This window comes from Roseobacter cerasinus (assembly GCF_009811755.1).
In the GTDB taxonomy this organism is placed as follows: domain Bacteria; phylum Pseudomonadota; class Alphaproteobacteria; order Rhodobacterales; family Rhodobacteraceae; genus Roseobacter; species Roseobacter cerasinus.
Map to the genome: position 1 here is coordinate 485,371 of NZ_BLIV01000002.1, position 16,545 is coordinate 501,915.

The 16,545-nt window shown below is 63.5% G+C and carries 17 protein-coding genes; 5 read left to right on the forward strand and 12 right to left on the reverse strand.

All coding sequences use genetic code 11. The annotated features are described in order from the left end of the window. The first annotated feature begins 46 nt into the window (after positions 1 to 46). The gene (dxs, locus tag So717_RS06185) at positions 47 to 1,975 is read left to right on the forward strand and encodes a 1-deoxy-D-xylulose-5-phosphate synthase (RefSeq protein ID WP_159975340.1); all 1,929 of its coding nucleotides are present in this window, start codon (positions 47 to 49) and stop codon (positions 1,973 to 1,975) included. 5 nt (positions 1,976 to 1,980) lie between these two features. On the opposite strand, the gene So717_RS06190 is transcribed toward dxs, so the two are convergent. From So717_RS06190 to So717_RS06225, 8 genes are all read right to left on the reverse strand, one after another. Further along, complete coding sequence (locus So717_RS06190; RefSeq protein WP_159975341.1) at positions 1,981 to 2,769, reverse strand: alpha/beta fold hydrolase; 789 nt, start codon at positions 2,767 to 2,769, stop codon at positions 1,981 to 1,983. Next, a complete protein-coding gene (locus So717_RS06195; RefSeq protein ID WP_159975342.1) occupies positions 2,762 to 3,763 on the reverse strand; it encodes a P1 family peptidase in 1,002 nt (333 codons plus the stop codon). Before So717_RS06195 ends, So717_RS06190 begins: the two co-directional genes overlap by 8 nt. A 76-nt stretch (positions 3,764 to 3,839) precedes the next feature. Further along, entirely contained in the window at positions 3,840 to 4,190 is a 351-nt protein-coding gene (locus tag So717_RS06200) for a cupin domain-containing protein (RefSeq protein WP_159975343.1), read from the reverse strand. Further along, entirely contained in the window at positions 4,187 to 4,933 is a 747-nt protein-coding gene (locus So717_RS06205; protein WP_159975344.1) for an SDR family oxidoreductase, read from the reverse strand. The genes So717_RS06200 and So717_RS06205 overlap by 4 nt, the downstream gene beginning before the upstream one ends. An 87-nt stretch (positions 4,934 to 5,020) precedes the next feature. Then, the gene (locus So717_RS06210; protein ID WP_159975345.1) at positions 5,021 to 5,518 is read right to left on the reverse strand and encodes a GNAT family N-acetyltransferase; all 498 of its coding nucleotides are present in this window, start codon (positions 5,516 to 5,518) and stop codon (positions 5,021 to 5,023) included. A gap of 48 nt (positions 5,519 to 5,566) precedes the next feature. Next, positions 5,567 to 7,174: an ABC transporter ATP-binding protein gene (locus tag So717_RS06215; protein ID WP_159975346.1), complete on the reverse strand. Its 1,608-nt coding sequence runs from the start codon at positions 7,172 to 7,174 to the stop codon at positions 5,567 to 5,569. Next, the gene (locus So717_RS06220) at positions 7,171 to 7,986 is read right to left on the reverse strand and encodes an ABC transporter permease (protein WP_159975347.1); all 816 of its coding nucleotides are present in this window, start codon (positions 7,984 to 7,986) and stop codon (positions 7,171 to 7,173) included. Before So717_RS06220 ends, So717_RS06215 begins: the two co-directional genes overlap by 4 nt. Next, the gene (locus So717_RS06225; RefSeq protein WP_159975348.1) at positions 7,983 to 8,930 is read right to left on the reverse strand and encodes an ABC transporter permease; all 948 of its coding nucleotides are present in this window, start codon (positions 8,928 to 8,930) and stop codon (positions 7,983 to 7,985) included. Before So717_RS06225 ends, So717_RS06220 begins: the two co-directional genes overlap by 4 nt. A 150-nt stretch (positions 8,931 to 9,080) precedes the next feature. Between So717_RS06225 and So717_RS06230 the strand changes: the two genes are divergently transcribed. Next, entirely contained in the window at positions 9,081 to 10,226 is a 1,146-nt protein-coding gene (locus tag So717_RS06230) for an acetoin utilization protein AcuC (protein ID WP_159975349.1), read from the forward strand. A gap of 128 nt (positions 10,227 to 10,354) precedes the next feature. Here So717_RS06230 and So717_RS06235 read toward each other — a convergent pair whose 3' ends face one another. Both So717_RS06235 and So717_RS06240 read right to left on the reverse strand, forming a co-directional pair. Next, complete coding sequence (locus So717_RS06235) at positions 10,355 to 10,564, reverse strand: hypothetical protein (protein ID WP_159975350.1); 210 nt, start codon at positions 10,562 to 10,564, stop codon at positions 10,355 to 10,357. Positions 10,565 to 10,880: 316 nt separating this feature from the next. Beyond that, positions 10,881 to 12,332 (reverse strand): ABC transporter substrate-binding protein, encoded by a 1,452-nt coding sequence (locus So717_RS06240; RefSeq protein WP_438810641.1) that lies wholly within the window; start codon positions 12,330 to 12,332, stop codon positions 10,881 to 10,883. A 148-nt stretch (positions 12,333 to 12,480) separates the two neighbouring features. Here So717_RS06240 and panB point away from each other — a divergent pair, with 148 nt between their 5' ends. The 3 genes from panB (at position 12,481) to So717_RS06255 (ending at position 14,679) form a co-directional block, all read left to right on the forward strand. Further along, complete coding sequence (gene panB, locus So717_RS06245) at positions 12,481 to 13,302, forward strand: 3-methyl-2-oxobutanoate hydroxymethyltransferase (protein WP_159975352.1); 822 nt, start codon at positions 12,481 to 12,483, stop codon at positions 13,300 to 13,302. Beyond that, positions 13,299 to 14,156: a pantoate--beta-alanine ligase gene (gene panC / locus So717_RS06250; protein WP_159975353.1), complete on the forward strand. Its 858-nt coding sequence runs from the start codon at positions 13,299 to 13,301 to the stop codon at positions 14,154 to 14,156. The genes panB and panC overlap by 4 nt, the downstream gene beginning before the upstream one ends. A 106-nt stretch (positions 14,157 to 14,262) precedes the next feature. Next, positions 14,263 to 14,679 carry an NUDIX hydrolase gene (locus So717_RS06255; protein ID WP_159975354.1) on the forward strand — a complete coding sequence of 139 codons (417 nt, stop codon included), beginning with the start codon at positions 14,263 to 14,265 and terminating at the stop codon, positions 14,677 to 14,679. Positions 14,680 to 14,803: 124 nt separating this feature from the next. Here So717_RS06255 and So717_RS06260 read toward each other — a convergent pair whose 3' ends face one another. Together So717_RS06260 and So717_RS06265 are read right to left on the reverse strand one after the other, a co-directional pair. Continuing rightward, positions 14,804 to 15,127 carry a DUF3775 domain-containing protein gene (locus So717_RS06260; RefSeq protein WP_159975355.1) on the reverse strand — a complete coding sequence of 108 codons (324 nt, stop codon included), beginning with the start codon at positions 15,125 to 15,127 and terminating at the stop codon, positions 14,804 to 14,806. A gap of 122 nt (positions 15,128 to 15,249) precedes the next feature. Then, positions 15,250 to 16,536: an acetylornithine deacetylase/succinyl-diaminopimelate desuccinylase family protein gene (locus So717_RS06265; RefSeq protein ID WP_159975356.1), complete on the reverse strand. Its 1,287-nt coding sequence runs from the start codon at positions 16,534 to 16,536 to the stop codon at positions 15,250 to 15,252. Positions 16,537 to 16,545: the final 9 nt, after the last annotated feature.

Below are 16,545 nucleotides of genomic sequence, written 5' to 3' on the forward strand. Positions count from 1 at the left end.
GCTTTGGCAAGAGCTGGCCGCCCCGTGACAAACGGAGACGTGCGCCATGACCAAACCCGACACACCGACACTCGACCAGGTGGCAGGCCCAGCAGACCTGCGGCACATGTCCGACCGTGATCTCGGTCGGGTCGCGACTGAGCTGCGCAGCGAGGTAGTGGCCGCCGTCAGCCAGACTGGCGGGCATCTTGGGTCGTCGCTTGGTGTGGTCGAGCTGACAGTCGCCATCCATGCGGTCTTCGACACGCCACGCGATAAGCTGATCTGGGATGTGGGGCACCAGTGCTATCCGCATAAGATCCTGACCGGACGGCGCGACCGGATGCATACCCTGCGGCAGGGCGGGGGGCTCAGCGGTTTCACCAAGCGGTCGGAATCTGAGTTTGACCCTTTTGGGGCTGCGCACTCCAGCACGTCGATCTCGGCGGCGCTTGGTTTCACGGTGGGGCGCGACATGGGCCAGCCCACGGGCGATGCGATTGCGGTGATCGGGGATGGCTCGATCAGCGCGGGCATGGCCTATGAGGCGATGAACAATGCCGGAAGTGAAGGGCGGCGGCTCTTCGTGATCCTGAACGACAATGAAATGTCTATTGCCCCGCCGGTGGGGGCGATGTCCTCCTATCTCTCCGGGCTGTCCGACCTGACGCGGAAGGGGCCGTTCGGAGGGCTGATGGCGATGGCCGAGGGGATGGAGCAACTGGCGCCCAAGCCGGTGCGTGAAGGCGCGCGGCGCGCGCGCGAGATGGTGACCGGGCTGGAAAGCAAGGGTACCTTCTTCGAGGAGCTGGGCTTTGACTATATCGGGCCGATTGATGGGCACGACATGGGCCAGCTGCTGAGCGTGCTGCGCGCGGCTAAGACGCGGGCGACGGGGCCGGTGCTGATCCACTGCTGCACGGTGAAGGGCAAGGGCTATGCGCCCGCCGAAGGCTCCGCCGACAAGTACCACGGGGTGGCCAAGTTTGACGTGGACACCGGGGTTCAGGCCAAAGCGAAGGCGAACGCGCCGTCCTACACCGGCGTCTTCGGTGATGCCCTGACCGAGGCGGCGTCGCGCGATCCGAGCATTGTCGCCGTGACAGCCGCGATGCCGAGCGGAACGGGTGTGGACCGGATGGCCAAGCGCTTCCCGGCGCGCGTGTTCGACGTGGGCATCGCAGAGCAGCATGGGGTCACCTTTGCCGCCGGGATGGCGGCGAGCGGGCTCAAGCCTTTCTGCGCGATCTACTCGACCTTCCTGCAGCGCGGCTATGACCAGGTGGTGCATGACGTGGCCTTGCAAGGCCTGCCAGTGCGCTTCGCCATCGACCGCGCGGGGCTGGTGGGCGCCGACGGGGCGACGCACGCCGGTGCCTTCGACATTGGCTATCTTGGCGCGCTGCCGGGCATGGTGGTAATGGCTGCCGCTGATGAAGCTGAGCTGGTGCATATGGTGGAAACTGCCGCCGCGCATGACAGCGGGCCAATTGCCTTCCGCTATCCGCGCGGCAACGGCACCGGTGTGACGCTGCCCGAGCGTGGTGAGGTGCTGGAGATTGGCAAAGGCCGGATGATCCGCGAGGGCACAGGCGATGTGGCGCTTTTGTCGCTGGGCACGCATCTGAGCGAATGCGAGGCGGCGGCGACGATGCTGGAAGCTGAAGGGATCAGCGCCACAATTGCGGATGCGCGCTTTGCCAAGCCGCTGGATCTGGACCTGATCGGGCAGTTGGCGCTGACCCACACCGCCCTGTTCACTGTGGAGCAGGGCGCGCAGGGCGGCTTTGGTGCCATGGTTCTGCAGGCGATGGCGGGCGAAGGGATGCTCGATCACGGATGCCGGGTGCGCACGCTCTGCCTGCCGGACCGGTTCATCGATCAGGCGGCCCTTGCCGAGATGTATCGTGATGCAGGCGTCGACGCCGAAGGTATTGTACAGACCGTATTGGCCGCCCTGCAGCAGGACCGCAAGGTAGTGACGCTGCACAGCTAGGCGCGCTAAAGGCTTCGAATGAAGCTTCGCAAGTGGTCTGCCACCTGATCCGGTGCGTCCCAGTGGGGGGCGTGCCCGCAGCCCTCAAGTATCGTCACGGGCATCTCCGCCAGGGCGTTCCGTGCCTCCGTCAGGGGGGTCAACAGGTCGTTCTCGCCCAGTAGGGCCTGCAGCGGGACCTCGGGGCGGGATTGGAACAGCGTCGGGTCCGCGCTGGCAACGGCGGCTATTTGATGGGCCATGGCGTCTGCTGATTGGGCGTAAGGATAGGCCAGCGATTGTGCGATAGCCGCATCGATAGCGCCGGGCATTTGATAGGTAGCAGGCGTGAAGATCCACGGCAGAAAGAGGCGCAGCCAGCTGTCCGGAGACGCGTCGGAGCGGCGAACGGCGAGCAGCGCCTGAAACAGGGCCGCATTGCGCGCCGGGTGCAGCGGAGCGGAGGCCATCATGATGCAACCGGCCAATCGCTCCGGGGCGAGTGACGCCATCGCCCATGCGATGTAGCCACCGAGCGAGTGGCCGAGCACATGAGCAGTCTCGTGACCGAGGTGATCCAGCAACGCCAGCGCGTCCTCCGCCCAGATTTGTGGGGAAGCGGGCGCGTCCCAGGGGGTTGTGCGCCCGGTGGTGCGATTATCCGGGCAGATCAGGGTGAAATCGCCGCTCAGATGTGGGATGAGGGGCGCCCAACTGGCGCTGTCCGACATCATGCCTGCGATCAGGATCAGGGGTGGGCCGCTGCCCGTGATCTCGTAGTGCAGGGTGGCCCCCGGGCGTGCGAGTTCAGGCATTGAGATCTTTCCAGCAAGGCAAGAGATCACCGGGTGCGGGCATCGCCTCATAGACTGCGCGGGCAATCGCGCGGCTGAGGCAGAGCGACGCGGCATGGCCAATCAGACTTATGTCTTGCGTAGGTGTGGTTTGGGCCGATTTGCCGGTGGAGAGGGCAAAGACCAGATCTCCGTCACCGGGCGTATGGGCGGGAACGCAGGCCCGGGCGATGCCGTCATGCGCGGCCACGGCCACGCGGTGGCATTGCGGTTTGGTCAGGTGTGCGTTCGTGGCGACCACAGCGATGGTTGTATTGGCGCGGTCGAAGAAGGCGGCGTGTTTGCGGCTGGTGAGGTCGCGCCCCAGGCCGCTCGCCGGGTCCGGGCCGAGGCCGCCAAACTCGCCATCGATCTCGAAGGGGGCTGCGTAGAAATACCGGTCTCCCGGGGTGGTCACGGCCCCGAGCGGATTGGCTGCGGCCAGCGCGCCGACGGTAGTGCCGTCTGGCAGGCGCAGCGAAGCCGAGCCGAGGCCGCCTTTCAGCATTGCGGTGAGCGCGCCAGTGCCCGCGCCTGCAGTGCCGAACACGAAGTCCTCAGAAGCGGTCTCAAACGCGGTGCGGCCAAGCGCAGGGTAGGGGTTTTGGTGCCACTCTTTGTCGCCGCCGTTCAGCAGATCGAACAGGATGGCGGCTGGCACGATGGGCACGCGGGCCCTGCCCACGGGGTAGCCGCGCCCCGTAGCGCGCAGGGCGTCCACTACGCCAGAGGCGGCCTCCAGCCCGAAGGCGGATCCGCCTGACAGCACCAGTGCGTCGATCTCGCTGACGGATTTGTCGGGCGCGAGCAGATCGGTCTCGCGGGTGCCAGGCGCACCGCCCATGACATGAGCTGAGGCGGTGAAGGGCTGATCAGCGGTGACGACCGTGCAGCCGGATTTCAGGCTGTGATCTTCGGCATTGCCCACGCGCAGGCCGGGCACATCGGTGATGAGATTGCGGGGGCCGGGGATCATGTGCAGTTGTTTAAAGGCACGCCCTGCGGGCGCATTCCATGTTTGATTTGAGTATTTTTGGAAGGGTGAAACATCATCAGATGCGTGGTTTGGGGGCTGCGGTGGTGGCGTCACCGGTGTTGGGTTCGCCTTTGGGCTCGATCAACAGCACTTTGCATTCCTGATCGGCGCGGGGGCGGTGGGTGACGCCCTTTGGCACCACAAAAAGCTCACCGGTTTGGACCGGGTGGGAGGTGTCTTCGAGGTCCATGATCATCTCGCCGTCGAGCACCAGAAAGAAATCATCGGTGTCCTCATGCAGATGGAAGGGGAATTCATCCTGAAAGCGGACAACCATCACTTCGTTGTCGTTGTAGTCGGCCACCACATGTGGATCCCAGTGGCTGGTGAACTGGTCGAGCTTTTCGGCCAGGTTGATGGGTTTCATATGCACCGCCCTCCGTCGACTTCCATGGCTACGCCGGTGATCATGGAAGCCTCATCCGAGCACAGAAAGCAAGCCGCGTTGCCAAGATCCTGCGGGGTCGAGAAACGGCCCAGCGGGATGGTGGCGAGGAATTTGGCGCGCATTTCGGGGGTGTCTTCGCCCATGAAGGATTTGAGCAGCGGGGTTTCGCCCGCCACAGGGTTCAGGGCATTGACCCGCACGCCGCTTGGCGCAAGCTCCACGGCCATCGCCTTGGTTGCCGTGATCATCCAGCCCTTGGAGGCGTTGTACCAATTGAGACGTGGACGTGGCGAGACACCGGCGGTGGAGGCGATATTGAGGATCGCGCCGACCTTCCGGGTTTTCATGTTGGGCACAAAGGCGCGGGCGGTCAGATAGACGGATTTGGCGTTGACTGCGAGCACGCGGTCAAAGTCTTGTTCGCTGACCTCCTCCAGAGGGGTGGGCAGATGTGTAACGCCTGCATTGTTCACCAGGATATCCACGTGCCCCCAGGCGTCCAGCGCCGCGCGGGCCATGGCGTTGACCGAGGGGCCATCCGCGACATCGACCTCCTGCGCCATCGCGTGATCGCCCATCTGATCTGAAAGCTCCTGGGCGGCGCTCTTGTTGATATCCGCGATCATCACCCGGGCCCCTTCGGAGGTGAACTTGCGCACGATCCCCGCACCAAAGCCGGAGGCCCCGCCGGTGACGATGGCTGTCTTTCCTGTCAGTCGCATGGTGTTCTCCCTGTCTTATGTCCTGAGCATACCGCAAATTGCGCGGCAGCGTGGGCTTTGTGAGAGGGACAGGCGGATTATGCGCTCTCAAAGATCGCAGGTCAGGACCCAACGGTTGTGGCCATCGCTGTCGGGAGTAGCAAGCGCATAGCGATGCGGCAGGAAGCCCTGCTGGATCCAGAAGTGCATGGCGCGGGGATTGGCCTCCAGCACTGACAATTTGAGGGAGGCGACGGCTTGGGCGGTGGCATGCTCTTTGATCAGGCCAACCGTGGCAGTCCCGATCCCGCGCCCTCGAAAGGCGGGGTCGAGCAACACCAGACCGATCCACCAGTCGTTGGGGAATTCATAGCCGCGGGCAATGCAGACAATGCCCGCCATGGCGGGCCCCTCCATGACCGCAAAGTGCAGCAAATCATCCGTTGTCAGCCCTGGAGGAGCGGCGGTGAAGAAGCTGTCGACAAAGTCGTGTGTGGGCGCATGGCCAATCTCCAACGTCACGTAGTCGGTGGCTCGTAGGGTCAGGTTGAACACATCGCTTGCGTGTTCGGTTTGCGTGATGGGAGAGAGCTTCAGACCGGGCATGTGGCTGCCCTCCGTCGGCAGACGCCGTCGGGTGCAGTCGGGTGGGGGTCAGATCCGGTCTCCATCAAGGGGCTGCATCCTCAGATCGGGCAGCTTTGGCACCGCCGCAATAAGCTTTTTGGTGTAAGGATGTTGAGGCTTCGTAAAGACGGCATCAGTTTGTCCTTGCTCAACAATTTCACCGGCCTGCATGACAAGCACGCGGTCGGTCACGGACCGTACCACGCCGAGGTCATGAGAGATGAAGAGATAAGTCAGCCCATGGGTGCGGCAGAGGTCTGCGATCAGGTCGAGGATCTGCGCGCGCACCGAGACGTCGAGAGCCGAGACAGCTTCGTCAAAAATGATCAGATCGGGTTTGATGATCAGCGCGCGGGCAATGGCGAGGCGCTGACGTTGGCCGCCGGAGAATTCATGGATGTAGCGGCTGGCATCCTCAGGTTTGAGGCCAACAGCTGTCAGCGCGTCGGCCATGACGTCGCGCCGGATCGGACCGCGCGGTGGGCTATCCAGCAGATGAAACGGCTCGGTGATCAGGCGTGCGACGCGGTGACGGGGGTTGAAGCTGCCGAACGGATCCTGGAAGACCACTTGCATACGGCGGCGGATCTTGAGGTTCGCTTTGCCTTGGGTGGTGACAGGGGTCCCATCGAGCAGGATCTGCCCTCGGCTGGGCGCCTCAAGCCCGAGGAGCGCGCGCGTGAGCGTGGACTTGCCGCAGCCGCTTTCGCCCACAAGGCCCAGCCGCTCCCCATGCATCAGCGTGAAGCTCACGTCTTTCACCGCGTCGAACTGGCCCGGGCGTGCGAAGGGGCGTGGGCGGGGCAGGCGATAGCTGCACTGCAGGTGCTGTACGTCGAGCAAGGCTGTGGGGGGTGGCGGCTTTGGCAGCTTGACCTGATGGGTCGAGGCTTTAAAGAGCATCCGCGTATATGGGTGCTGCCTGGTTTGCAGCATGTGGTGGGTTCGCCCAGTTTCGACGATCTCACCATCGCGCATGATGGCGATCCGGTCAGCGGTGTCAGCGACGACAGCCAGGTCATGGGTGATCAGGATCAGCCCCATGCCAAAATCCCGCACCAGCTCTTTCAGCAAGGTGAGGATCTGTGCCTGCGTCGTTACATCAAGCGCGGTTGTCGGCTCATCTGCGATCAGCAGCTTGGGGCGCAGAGCGATGGCCATGGCGATCACTACGCGCTGACGCTGACCGCCCGAAAGTTCGTGCGGATAGCGGTTTGGCGGGACACGATCAGGTGGCAGGCCGACGCGGGTGAGAATGTCGCGCATCTGGGTGTCTGCGTCGGCTGAGGGGGCGTGCAGACGGATGGTTTCGGCCACTTGCCGTCCAATGCTGTGCACCGGGTTAAGCGCGGTCATCGGCTCCTGAAAGATCATGCCGATATCGTTGCCGCGCAGGGCGCAGAGATCCCGTTCGGGCAGGGTGGTCAGCTCTGCCCCATCAAGGCGGATGCTGCCGCTGGTCCGCGCTGCGCGCGGGAGCAGCTGCATGATGGCCAGCGCGGTCATGGATTTTCCGGAGCCGCTTTCGCCGGTGATCGCGAGGATCTCACCCGGGTTGACGCGCAGGCTGACGCTCTTGAGGATGTCCGCCTCGCCGATCCACAGGGACAGATTGTCGATGTGCAGCAGGCTCATGTCCGGGCCTTTTGCAATCGAGGGTCGAGTGCATCCCGCAGCCCGTCACCGAGCAGGTTCAGCCCCATCACAATGCCGATGATCGCGACCCCTGGGACGATAGCGATATGTGGGGCGAGGGTCACCAGCGTCTGCGCATCTGCCAGCATGCGACCCAGTGACGGTGTGGGGGGCTGTACGCCGAGGCCTACGAAGCTGAGTGCTGCTTCAACCTGAATGCCGAGTGCAAACTGGATGGTGCCTTGCACGATCAGCAGGTTCAGGACGTTGGGCAGGATGTGCTCAATGGAGATATGGGCGTGCGACTTTCCGGCGACGCGGGCGGCGAGGATGAACTCCCGCTCCCACAGCGGGAGTGCGCCGCCGCGGGTGACGCGGGCAAAGACGGGGATGTTGAAGATGCCAAAGGCGACGATGGCGTTTGTGGCCGAGGGGCCGAAGACCGCGGTGATCAGGATCGCCATGACCAGGAGCGGGAAGGCAAAGACAATATCATTGCCGCGCATGATTGTCTCGTCGAGCCAGTTGCCTTTGTGCATCGCCGCTGCCAGCCCGAGGGGGACGCCGAGGCTCAGGCCGATGGCCAAGGCCAGCAGGGCAACCCCAAGCGAGGTGCGCGCGCCCACCATCACCATGCTGAGGATATCGCGGCCCAGATGGTCGGTGCCCAGCAGATGTGCGGCGCCGGGCGGTTGCAATTTGTTGGGAATGTTGAGGCTGGTGTGGTCATAGGGTGTCCAGACTAGCGATAGAAGCGCCAGGCCGATGAGCAACGTGGAGAGCGCGGCTCCGATGATCAGAGTGCGGGTCATTTGGGCGACCTCAGGCGCGGGTCGACGACGGCGTAGGCAAGATCGACCAGGAAGTTGATCAGGATCACCGCGAAGACCACCAGCATCACCACGCTTTCCACCACGATCAGGTCGCGGGCGGAGATCGACTGGAAGATCAGCCGTCCAAGACCCGGCAGGTAGAAGACCTGTTCGATGATGATGGTGCCCGCAAAGAGGAACGAGAACTGCAGCCCGATGATGGTCAGCACCGGGATCATCGCGTTGCGCAGCCCGTGGCGCCACAGGGTCTGGCGGGCGGAGAGGCCCTTGGCGCGGGCGGTGCGCATGAAGTCTTCACCCAGTACGTCGAGCAGGGCGGAACGCATCACACGGGTGAGAATCGCGGCCTGCGGCAGAGCGAGTGCGATGGCGGGCAGCGTGAGCGAGGTGAGACCGGCCAGCAGCCCCTTGTCCCAGCCCGCGAAGCCACCTGCGGGGAACCAGCGCAGCTGGATTGCAAACACCAGCACGAGCATCATCGCAAACCAGAAGTTGGGTAGTGCGACGCCGAATTGTGTGGCGCCCATGACGCCCAGATCGCCCGGCCGGCCCCGCCGGGAGGCCGCGAAGATGCCTGCGGGAAAGGCAATTAGAATAGAGAGGATCAGCGCATAGAGCGCGAGCGGCAGGGAGACGGCGATGCGGTCGGCCACCATCTCGGCCACGGGCGTGCGGTAGGTGTAGGAGGTGCCGAAATCGCCCGTCAGCATCCCGCCGACCCAGGTCAGATAGCGCTGCACCTTGGGTACATCGAGACCCAATTCAGCACGCAGGGCGGCCAGGGTTTCGGGCTGCGCGTTGATCCCCAGCATGAAGGAGGCCGGATCCCCCGGGGCCACCTCGATCAGTGCGAAGATGATCAGTGACGCCACTGCGAGGCTGAGGACAAGCGAGGCCAGACGTTTGAGCATATAACGCAGCATTGTGGCTGAGGTTAATGGATTTGCGGGTGATGTGTACCTCTATCGTTTGTCGTGTCGGCGGTGACGTTGGGGTTTGCATATTTTGGGGAACAATGAAGCGGACCTCCCCCGCGCTTGTTGTTGACCGGGCTCGGTATAGGTTGGGGGCTTATGGAGCAGCCTCTTTTCATCGGAGCGGAGATCTTCCGCCATTCCAGCTATGGCCGCTGGCACCCGCTGCGGGTGCCGCGTGTGAGCACCGTGATGGACCTCAGCCGTGCGTTGGGGTGGTTGCCGAAAGAGCAGTTCATCACCGCGCCGCGCGCCAAGCCAAAGGCACTGGAGGTCTGGCACACGCCGGACTATGTGGCCGCCCTGCAGCGGGTTGAGGCGACGCAGCACAGGACGGATGAAGACCTGCGGCGGCATGATATCGGGTCGGTCACGAACCCGGTCTACCCGGAGATTTACCGGCGACCTGCCACGGCCGCGGGTGGCTCGCTTCTGGCAGGTGAGCTGTTGCGCGAGGGAGGTGTCATCTACAACCCGCCCGGCGGGACGCACCACGGGATGCCGGACCGGGCCAACGGGTTTTGCTACCTGAATGACCCGGTTCTGGCGATGCTGAGCCTGCGCCGCAATGGCGTGCGGCGGATCGCTTATGTGGACATCGATGCGCATCATTGTGACGGGGTGGCCGTGGGGTTCCACGGCGATCCCGACTGCCTGATGATTTCGGTGCATGAGGAGCGGCTCTGGCCGCGTACGGGGGTGCTGGAGGATGACGCAGGCGGCTCGGCGCTGAACCTGCCTGTGCCACGAGGGCTGAACGACAGCGAGATGGCCTTCATCTGCGAGGCGTTGATTGTGCCGCAGGTCGCGGCGTTCCGACCGGATGCGGTGGTGCTGCTCTGCGGAGCGGACGGGGTCGAGGAAGACCCGCTGGCGCATCTGTCCTTGAGCAACAACGCGCATTGGGCGGTTGTCGAGGCCTTGATGAGTATGGCGCCTCGGCTTCTGGTGCTGGGCGGCGGCGGCTACAACCCGTGGTCTGTCGGGCGGCTCTGGACCGGTGTCTGGGCCACGCTGAACGGCCATGTCATCCCGGAGTGGCTTCCTGCGGAGGCTGAGGCGGTTCTTCGCGCCCTGCGGTGGGAGAACACGCGCAGAGGCAGGAACCCGCCGGACCATTGGTTCACCACCTTGCGGGATGCACAGCGCGTTGGCCCGGTACGCGATGCAATCAAGGATCGCGTGCATCTGCTCACGCATGGATCTGTTGGCCGGTTTGGCCAATCACAGCGGAGTATGGGGTAGCGTGGAAAAACTGGAGTCCGACGCGTCGATCTTGCCTTCACCGCGCCGGTGGCAGTGCCGATCCAGACAAGGGAACAGGGCGTGCAACTGGCGTTGTGGTCAACCCGCCGCGACGGCGCCCGGTCGCCTCAGACCGGCATATTGTCGAACATGTCTTCGATGGCTTCGTCGCGCAGGTCGTTGTTCATCCGCTCCAGGCGGCGCGGCACGATCTGTCCGGAGGCTTTGAGCGTTGCGATCACGCGGTCGAACTGGGGTTGCAGCGCGATGCGCTCTTTCGCCGAGGCGTTCTCGATCAGGTGCTCCAGGTGGGACGCGCGCTGTTGTAGCTCGGTCAAGGCAGTCTCCTTTCGTCCAAAGAGGGGTGTCTTGCAGGATGCAGCAGCTTCGGATCTTCTCTCATCCGAATGTCTATATTGTACCCGGAAAAGTAGAATAGCAGCAAGCAAATGCGTAATAATTAGGCGCGGCTTTTGGTCCTGATTGCAGCTTAAGCAGCTCGATTTTTTGACCTAGATCAATTGCTGCGAAGTCCAGACGCTATCGTATGGAAATTGCTGTTTTGCGGCGGAGTGCAGTGAGCCTCCGGGTCTCAATTCCCGAAGGCTCACTGCAAGGTGATTCGCATGATTGGTGGAGCTGGCGGCCTACGCTCTATTCGGCCCAGCTCACGCCGGTCAGGTCGGTCGCCTGGGTCGGGGCGTTGGTCCAGAGACCCTGCAGCCCGGCTTTCGCGACGGACAATTGCGCCAACTGAAAGAGATAGCTGTTCACGTAGTCATCGGCGATCATCCGCTGCGCCTCGCCCATCATTCGGGTCCGCGCGTCCGGGTCGGTGGTGCTGTTGAGTGAGGTGATCAGCGCCTGGAACTCCGGATTGTCATATTGGAAATAATAGTCTGGGTTGGCGTAAATGCCGATGTCCATCGGTTCCGTGTGGCTGATGATGGTCAGGCCGAAATCCTTACCGCGAAAGACGCTTTCCAACCACTGCGCCCATTCGACATTGATGATCTTGGCGGTGATGCCGACCTCTGCCAGCTGAGCTGCGATGATCTCGCCGCCGCGCCGGGCGTAGGCGGGCGGCGGCAGATGCAGGGTGGTCTCGAACCCGTCGGGCAGGCCAGCCTCGGCCAGCAGCGCGCGGGCCTTCTCCGGGTCGTAAGCCGATTGGCTGGTCAGGTCCTTGTAGGCGGGGTTGTGCGGCGCGAAATGCGTCCCGATGGGGGTGCCATAGCCGAACATCGCCCCGTCTATGATCGCCTGCCGGTCGATGGCATGGGCCATGGCCTGCCGCACCCGCGGGTTGTCGAAAGGCGGCATCTTGTTGTTGGTGCTCAGGATCGTCTCGCCTTCGGTGGACCCCACGAGCACCTGGAAGCGCGGGTCCGCCTCGAACTGCGGAAGGTTCTCGGGAGCGGGGAAGGCATAGAAGTAGTCCACGTCCTCGGCCATCACCGCCGCGAAGGCTGCGGTGGGGTCGGAAATGAACTTGAACGTCGCCGCTTCTAGGGCTGCGGGCGTGCCCCAGTAGTCCTCGTTGCGGGCCAGCTCGATGCGGTCGGACTGCACCCAGTCCACGAATTTGAACGCACCGGTGCCGATGGGCTTTTGCTTGATGCCGTCTATGCTTTCAGGAGCGACGATCACCGCGTCCCCCCAGGCGAGGTTGAAGAGCATGTTGCCGTTGGGCTCCGACAGGGTCAGCTGCACGGTCAGCGGGTCGATTACCTCCACTGAAGAGATCGCGGTATAGAGTGCCTTCTGCGCGTTGGCGCTGTCTTCGGCGAGGATCCGGTCGAGGGTGAACTTCACATCTTCGGCGTCCATCACCGTGCCGTCATGGAAGGTCACGCCGGAGCGGAGCGTGAAGGTGTAGGTTAGGCCATCGTCGCTGATCTCCCAGCTCTCCGCGAGACCGGGCACGACGGAGCCATCGGCCATGAAGCGGGTGAGCCCTTCGAAGACGTTGGAGTAGAGCACTGTGTCGATTGCCCCTGCAGCGGCCGACGTCGGGTCCAGATGCGGCGGTTCGAGTTGTACGGCGACGGTGATGTCGGTTTGGGCGTGTGCGCCTAGGCCGATCAGACAGGCGGCGGTGGTCATCATCAGGCGGTGGAACATGGTGGTCTCCCCATGGATGCGGTTGTGCCCACAGCTTTCCCGCAAACGCCGTGTCGCGCAAGGGACAGGTGGCACGGGCGCGCGGGGCCTGCTATGTCGCGCGCCAAGGATCCATGGAAAGGCTCGTGCCATGAGTGCCACCGCCCGCAAGACCGCCCCGCTGCCCGATGATATCCGGGCCATGAAGGGCGGCACACCGATTGTCAGTCTGACCGCCTATACGACGCCCATGGCCCAGATGATGGACGCGCAGTGCGACTTTGTGCTGGTAGGGGACAGCGTGGGCATGGTGCTGCATGGGCTGCCGTCGACGCTGGGTGTCACCATGGAGATGATGGTGATGCACGGGCAGGCGGTGGCGCGGGGGGTGCGCTCTGCGATGATGGTGATCGACATGCCGTTTGGGAGCTATGAAGAGGGACCCGCCCAAGCGTTTCGAAATGCCGCGCATCTGATGCGCGAGACAGGCGCGGGAGCGGTCAAGCTGGAGGGCGGTGTGGCCATGGCGGAGACAATTGCCTTTCTGGTGGCCCGCGGCATTCCGGTGATGGCGCATGTGGGGCTGACGCCGCAGTCGGTGAACACGCTGGGCGGCTACACCGTGCAGGGACGCGGGGCGGCGGGTGCTGCGCTGATGGCCGATGCGCAGGCCGTGGCCCAAGCTGGCGCTTTCGCGGTGGTGCTGGAGAAGGTGCCGCAGGGGCTGGCCGATGAGATCACCGGTGCGGTGCCGATCCCGACAATCGGCATAGGGGCGTCGGCGGGGTGCGATGGCCAGATCCTCGTCGTGGACGATATGCTGGGTCTATTCACCGCCTTCAAAGCGAAGTTCGTAAAGCGCTATGCCGAGCTTGGGATCACCGGCGAGGCGGCGATTGCGGCCTATGCCGAGGACGTACGCGCACGCCGTTTTCCAGGGCCGGAGCATGTGTTTGCGGATGCGGCCCCGTGACCGCGCCGATCATACGCACACGGACTGAGCTGCGCGCGATGACGCGAAGCTGGCGACAGGCGGGGGAGACCATCGGTGTGGTCCCGACCATGGGCGCGTTGCATGATGGGCACTTGAGCCTGGTGGGGCGGGCCGAGGAGATGTCGCAGCGCGTGATTGTGACGATCTTCGTGAACCCCAAGCAGTTCAACAACGCGCAAGATCTCGCGAACTATCCGCGTACGGAGCATGAGGATGCGCGCAAGCTTGAGAGGTTTGCGGTCGATGCGATCTATGTGCCCGATGGGTCGCAGATGTACCCGGATGGCTTTGCCACGAACGTGAGTGTGGCCGGGCTGACGGATGTGCTCTGCGGCGCGCATAGGCCCGGGCACTTCGACGGGGTTGCGACCGTGGTGGCGAAGTTGTTTTTGCAGACCTCGGCGGATTTCGCGTTTTTTGGCGAGAAAGATTTCCAGCAGCTGCAGGTGGTCCGCCGGATGGCGCGCGACCTTGATATCCCGGTGCAAGTGGTCGGCTGCCCCACGATCCGTGAGATCGACGGTCTGGCGATGTCCTCGCGCAATCTCCTGCTGTCTGATCAGGCGCGCAGCCGGGCCGCTGCGCTGCATGAGGTGATGGAACAGATGGCGGAGGCGCTGGGGCGAGGCGCGGTCATCTCAGACCTGAGGCCGGAGGCAGAGGCGCGTCTGGCAGCCTCCGGCTTTGGCAAAATCGACTATCTGGAGATGCGCACGCTGGACGGGTTGGCCTTGATCGATTGCGCAACCGAACCCGCGCGGCTTTTCGCGGCGGCCTACATGGCCGGCGTGCGGCTAATCGACAACATCGAGGTGCCGGTGCCCGGGTCATGAAAGGGCCACCGGCTGTCTTGCCAAGGCATTGCGACGCGTCGACGCGATCCTTCGCGCCGTGCGGCCAAGGCGTGCCACCAGTTTTGACAAAAGAAGGAGCCGTGTCGTGATCACTGCCCCAAAGCTTGCGGCTCTTGCGGTCGTATTGAAAGACGACAAGTTGCTGTTGGTCAAACGGCGCAACGAACCCGATGCCGGATTGTGGGGGTTTCCCGGCGGGCATGTGGATCTGGGTGAGACGGCCATGGAAGCGGCAGCGCGTGAATTGCGGGAAGAGACCGGAGTTGTCGGACGGCCCCTGCGCTATCTCACCAACATCGATGTCATTGTTCGGGATGCGGCAGACAGGATCCAGTTCCATTTCCTGCTGGCTGCTGTCTTATGCGAGCACATTTCAGGAGAACCAACGGCGGATGACGACGTCAGCGACGCCGGGTGGCATGATGTAGAAAGTATCTTGAGCGGCCAGCTGCGTTGCAGTCTGCATGTCGACGATGTCGCCCGGGTTGCACTGGGCGGCTGATCGCGGTCCTTCGTGCTGTGTCGTGTGGCTTGGGCGCATGACATGACGACTGGCTGAGCCACCCACATCTCAGACTGATGTCTACGATAGGCGCCCGATCGCCGTTCCATGCCGTGGTGCCCCCCTAGCTGTCGCGGTAGTGGTCTTCCGCTTCGGTCACATCGATGCCGAGAGCTTCAAGGCCGGCTTCCAGATGGTCGGGCAGCTCGGGCATGCCCGAAAGATAGTTTTCCGTCGGTGCCGTGGCCTCAGCCGTTGCCGTCGCCAAAGCTTCGGCCCAGTCCTCCGGTTCGAAGCTCTCACGCCCGACCCACATGAGGGCGACGAGGTTGGCAGCCTCCTCTTCGTTGAAGCCGGAGATATAGTCCCGCAGGTGGTTGCTGTCCGGCCCATATTCGCGGGCCAGGAAGATCACGCGGACGACCTTGTTTGTGCTGATGTTAGGCACTTTGAAACCTCCCCGTTTTGCGATGTCTGAATGAGGTACAGTCAATCCCGGACGGGCGGTATTGGCAAGCGAGATCGGCAGGCAAAAGCCGATTTAGGCAGGTCTTCGGCTGCGACTTTGTGTCAGCCCTTCGGCAGCAGGAGCGTTTCCAGCGCACGGCCCATGACCTTGGCGCTGTCGACCATATCCTGGATACCCACGTATTCGTCGGGCTTGTGGGCAAGCTCCAGGATGCCTGGCCCATAGGCAATGCAGTTCTTCAGCTTGCCGATGCGATCGATGTGTTTTTGATCGTAGGTTCCGGGGGAGGCCACGTAGTCTGGCGGTTTGCCAATCACGTCCTCGATGGCCTGCGCGACGGTCTGCACCACGGGTGCGTCCCGGTCGGTCATGGAGGGCAGGACGGAGTTCAGCTCTGTCAGCTCATAGTCGAAATCGGGCCGGGTGGCCTTTAACCCTTCCAGTAGGGCTGTGACCTCCTCGCGGACCTGGTCCAGCGGTTCCTCAACCAAAAAACGCCGGTCGATCACGATGCGGCAGCTGTCGGGCACGCAATGCGCCGGCAACCCGGTGAAATCGGGGTCCTGCTCCTGCTGGCCGCCGTGGATGGAATTGATGTTCATGGTCGATTGCCGCGCCCCCTCAGGCACCACCGGCATATCGGTGTGGCGCGCCGCCATGGCCGGGAAGAGCTTGTCTTCGAAAGCGTTCAGCACCGCCCCCATGTGGCGCACTGCGCAATCCCCCAGAAATGGCATGGAGCCATGGGCAATCTCGCCCTTTGTTTCGATCTCAGCCCACCAGCCGCCGCGATGCCCAAGGCAGATCCGATCCTTGTTCAGCGGTTCCGGGATGATCACGTGCTGCACGCGCTTGGGATCGAAATAGCCCTGTTCGGCCAGATGCGCGACGCCGCCGTAGCCGCCGGATTCCTCGTCGGCGGTGCCGGAGATCTCGATGGCGCCCGCGTATCCGGGGTGGGTTTCGATGAAGGCTTCGGCCGCGATGATCGAGGCGGCGAGGCCTCCTTTCATGTCGCAGGCCCCGCGCCCGTAGATCTTGCCGTCCTTGATCTCGCCGCTGAAAGCATCGACCGTCCAGCCGCGCCCGACCTCAACCACGTCCGTGTGGCTGTTGAAATGCACGCACTCGCCAGTGTGCGCCCCCTCGTGCCGGGCGATGATGTTCCAGCGGGGGAAGGTCGCACTGTCGCCCGGGCTATCGGTGGCGCGGAGGAGATGTGTGGCGAATCCATGCGCCGAGAGGCGCTTGTCGAGGTATTCGCAGATCTGGCGATAGCAGGCGCCCGGGGGGTTGAGGGTCGGAATGCGGATCAGGTCCTGGGTCAGGGCGATCAGCTCATCGCGTTTGGCATCGATCGCATCGGGCAGGGAGGGGGGGTGCAACATGGCTGAAAC

Bases quoted from the DNA above. Each gene is read 5' to 3' on its own strand.
- dxs (WP_159975340.1), top strand. From the start codon at position 47: ATGACCAAACCCGACACACCGACACTCGACCAGGTGGCAGGCCCAGCA.
- So717_RS06190 (WP_159975341.1), bottom strand. From the start codon at position 2,769: ATGCCTGAACTCGCACGCCCGGGGGCCACCCTGCACTACGAGATCACG.
- So717_RS06195 (WP_159975342.1), bottom strand. From the start codon at position 3,763: ATGATCCCCGGCCCCCGCAATCTCATCACCGATGTGCCCGGCCTGCGC.
- So717_RS06200 (WP_159975343.1), bottom strand. From the start codon at position 4,190: ATGAAACCCATCAACCTGGCCGAAAAGCTCGACCAGTTCACCAGCCAC.
- So717_RS06205 (WP_159975344.1), bottom strand. From the start codon at position 4,933: ATGCGACTGACAGGAAAGACAGCCATCGTCACCGGCGGGGCCTCCGGC.
- So717_RS06210 (WP_159975345.1), bottom strand. From the start codon at position 5,518: ATGCCCGGTCTGAAGCTCTCTCCCATCACGCAAACCGAACACGCAAGC.
- So717_RS06215 (WP_159975346.1), bottom strand. From the start codon at position 7,174: ATGAGCCTGCTGCACATCGACAATCTGTCCCTGTGGATCGGCGAGGCG.
- So717_RS06220 (WP_159975347.1), bottom strand. From the start codon at position 7,986: ATGACCCGCACTCTGATCATCGGAGCCGCGCTCTCCACGTTGCTCATC.
- So717_RS06225 (WP_159975348.1), bottom strand. From the start codon at position 8,930: ATGCTGCGTTATATGCTCAAACGTCTGGCCTCGCTTGTCCTCAGCCTC.
- So717_RS06230 (WP_159975349.1), top strand. From the start codon at position 9,081: ATGGAGCAGCCTCTTTTCATCGGAGCGGAGATCTTCCGCCATTCCAGC.
- So717_RS06240 (WP_438810641.1), bottom strand. From the start codon at position 12,332: ATGACCACCGCCGCCTGTCTGATCGGCCTAGGCGCACACGCCCAAACC.
- panB (WP_159975352.1), top strand. From the start codon at position 12,481: ATGAGTGCCACCGCCCGCAAGACCGCCCCGCTGCCCGATGATATCCGG.
- So717_RS06265 (WP_159975356.1), bottom strand. From the start codon at position 16,536: ATGTTGCACCCCCCCTCCCTGCCCGATGCGATCGATGCCAAACGCGAT.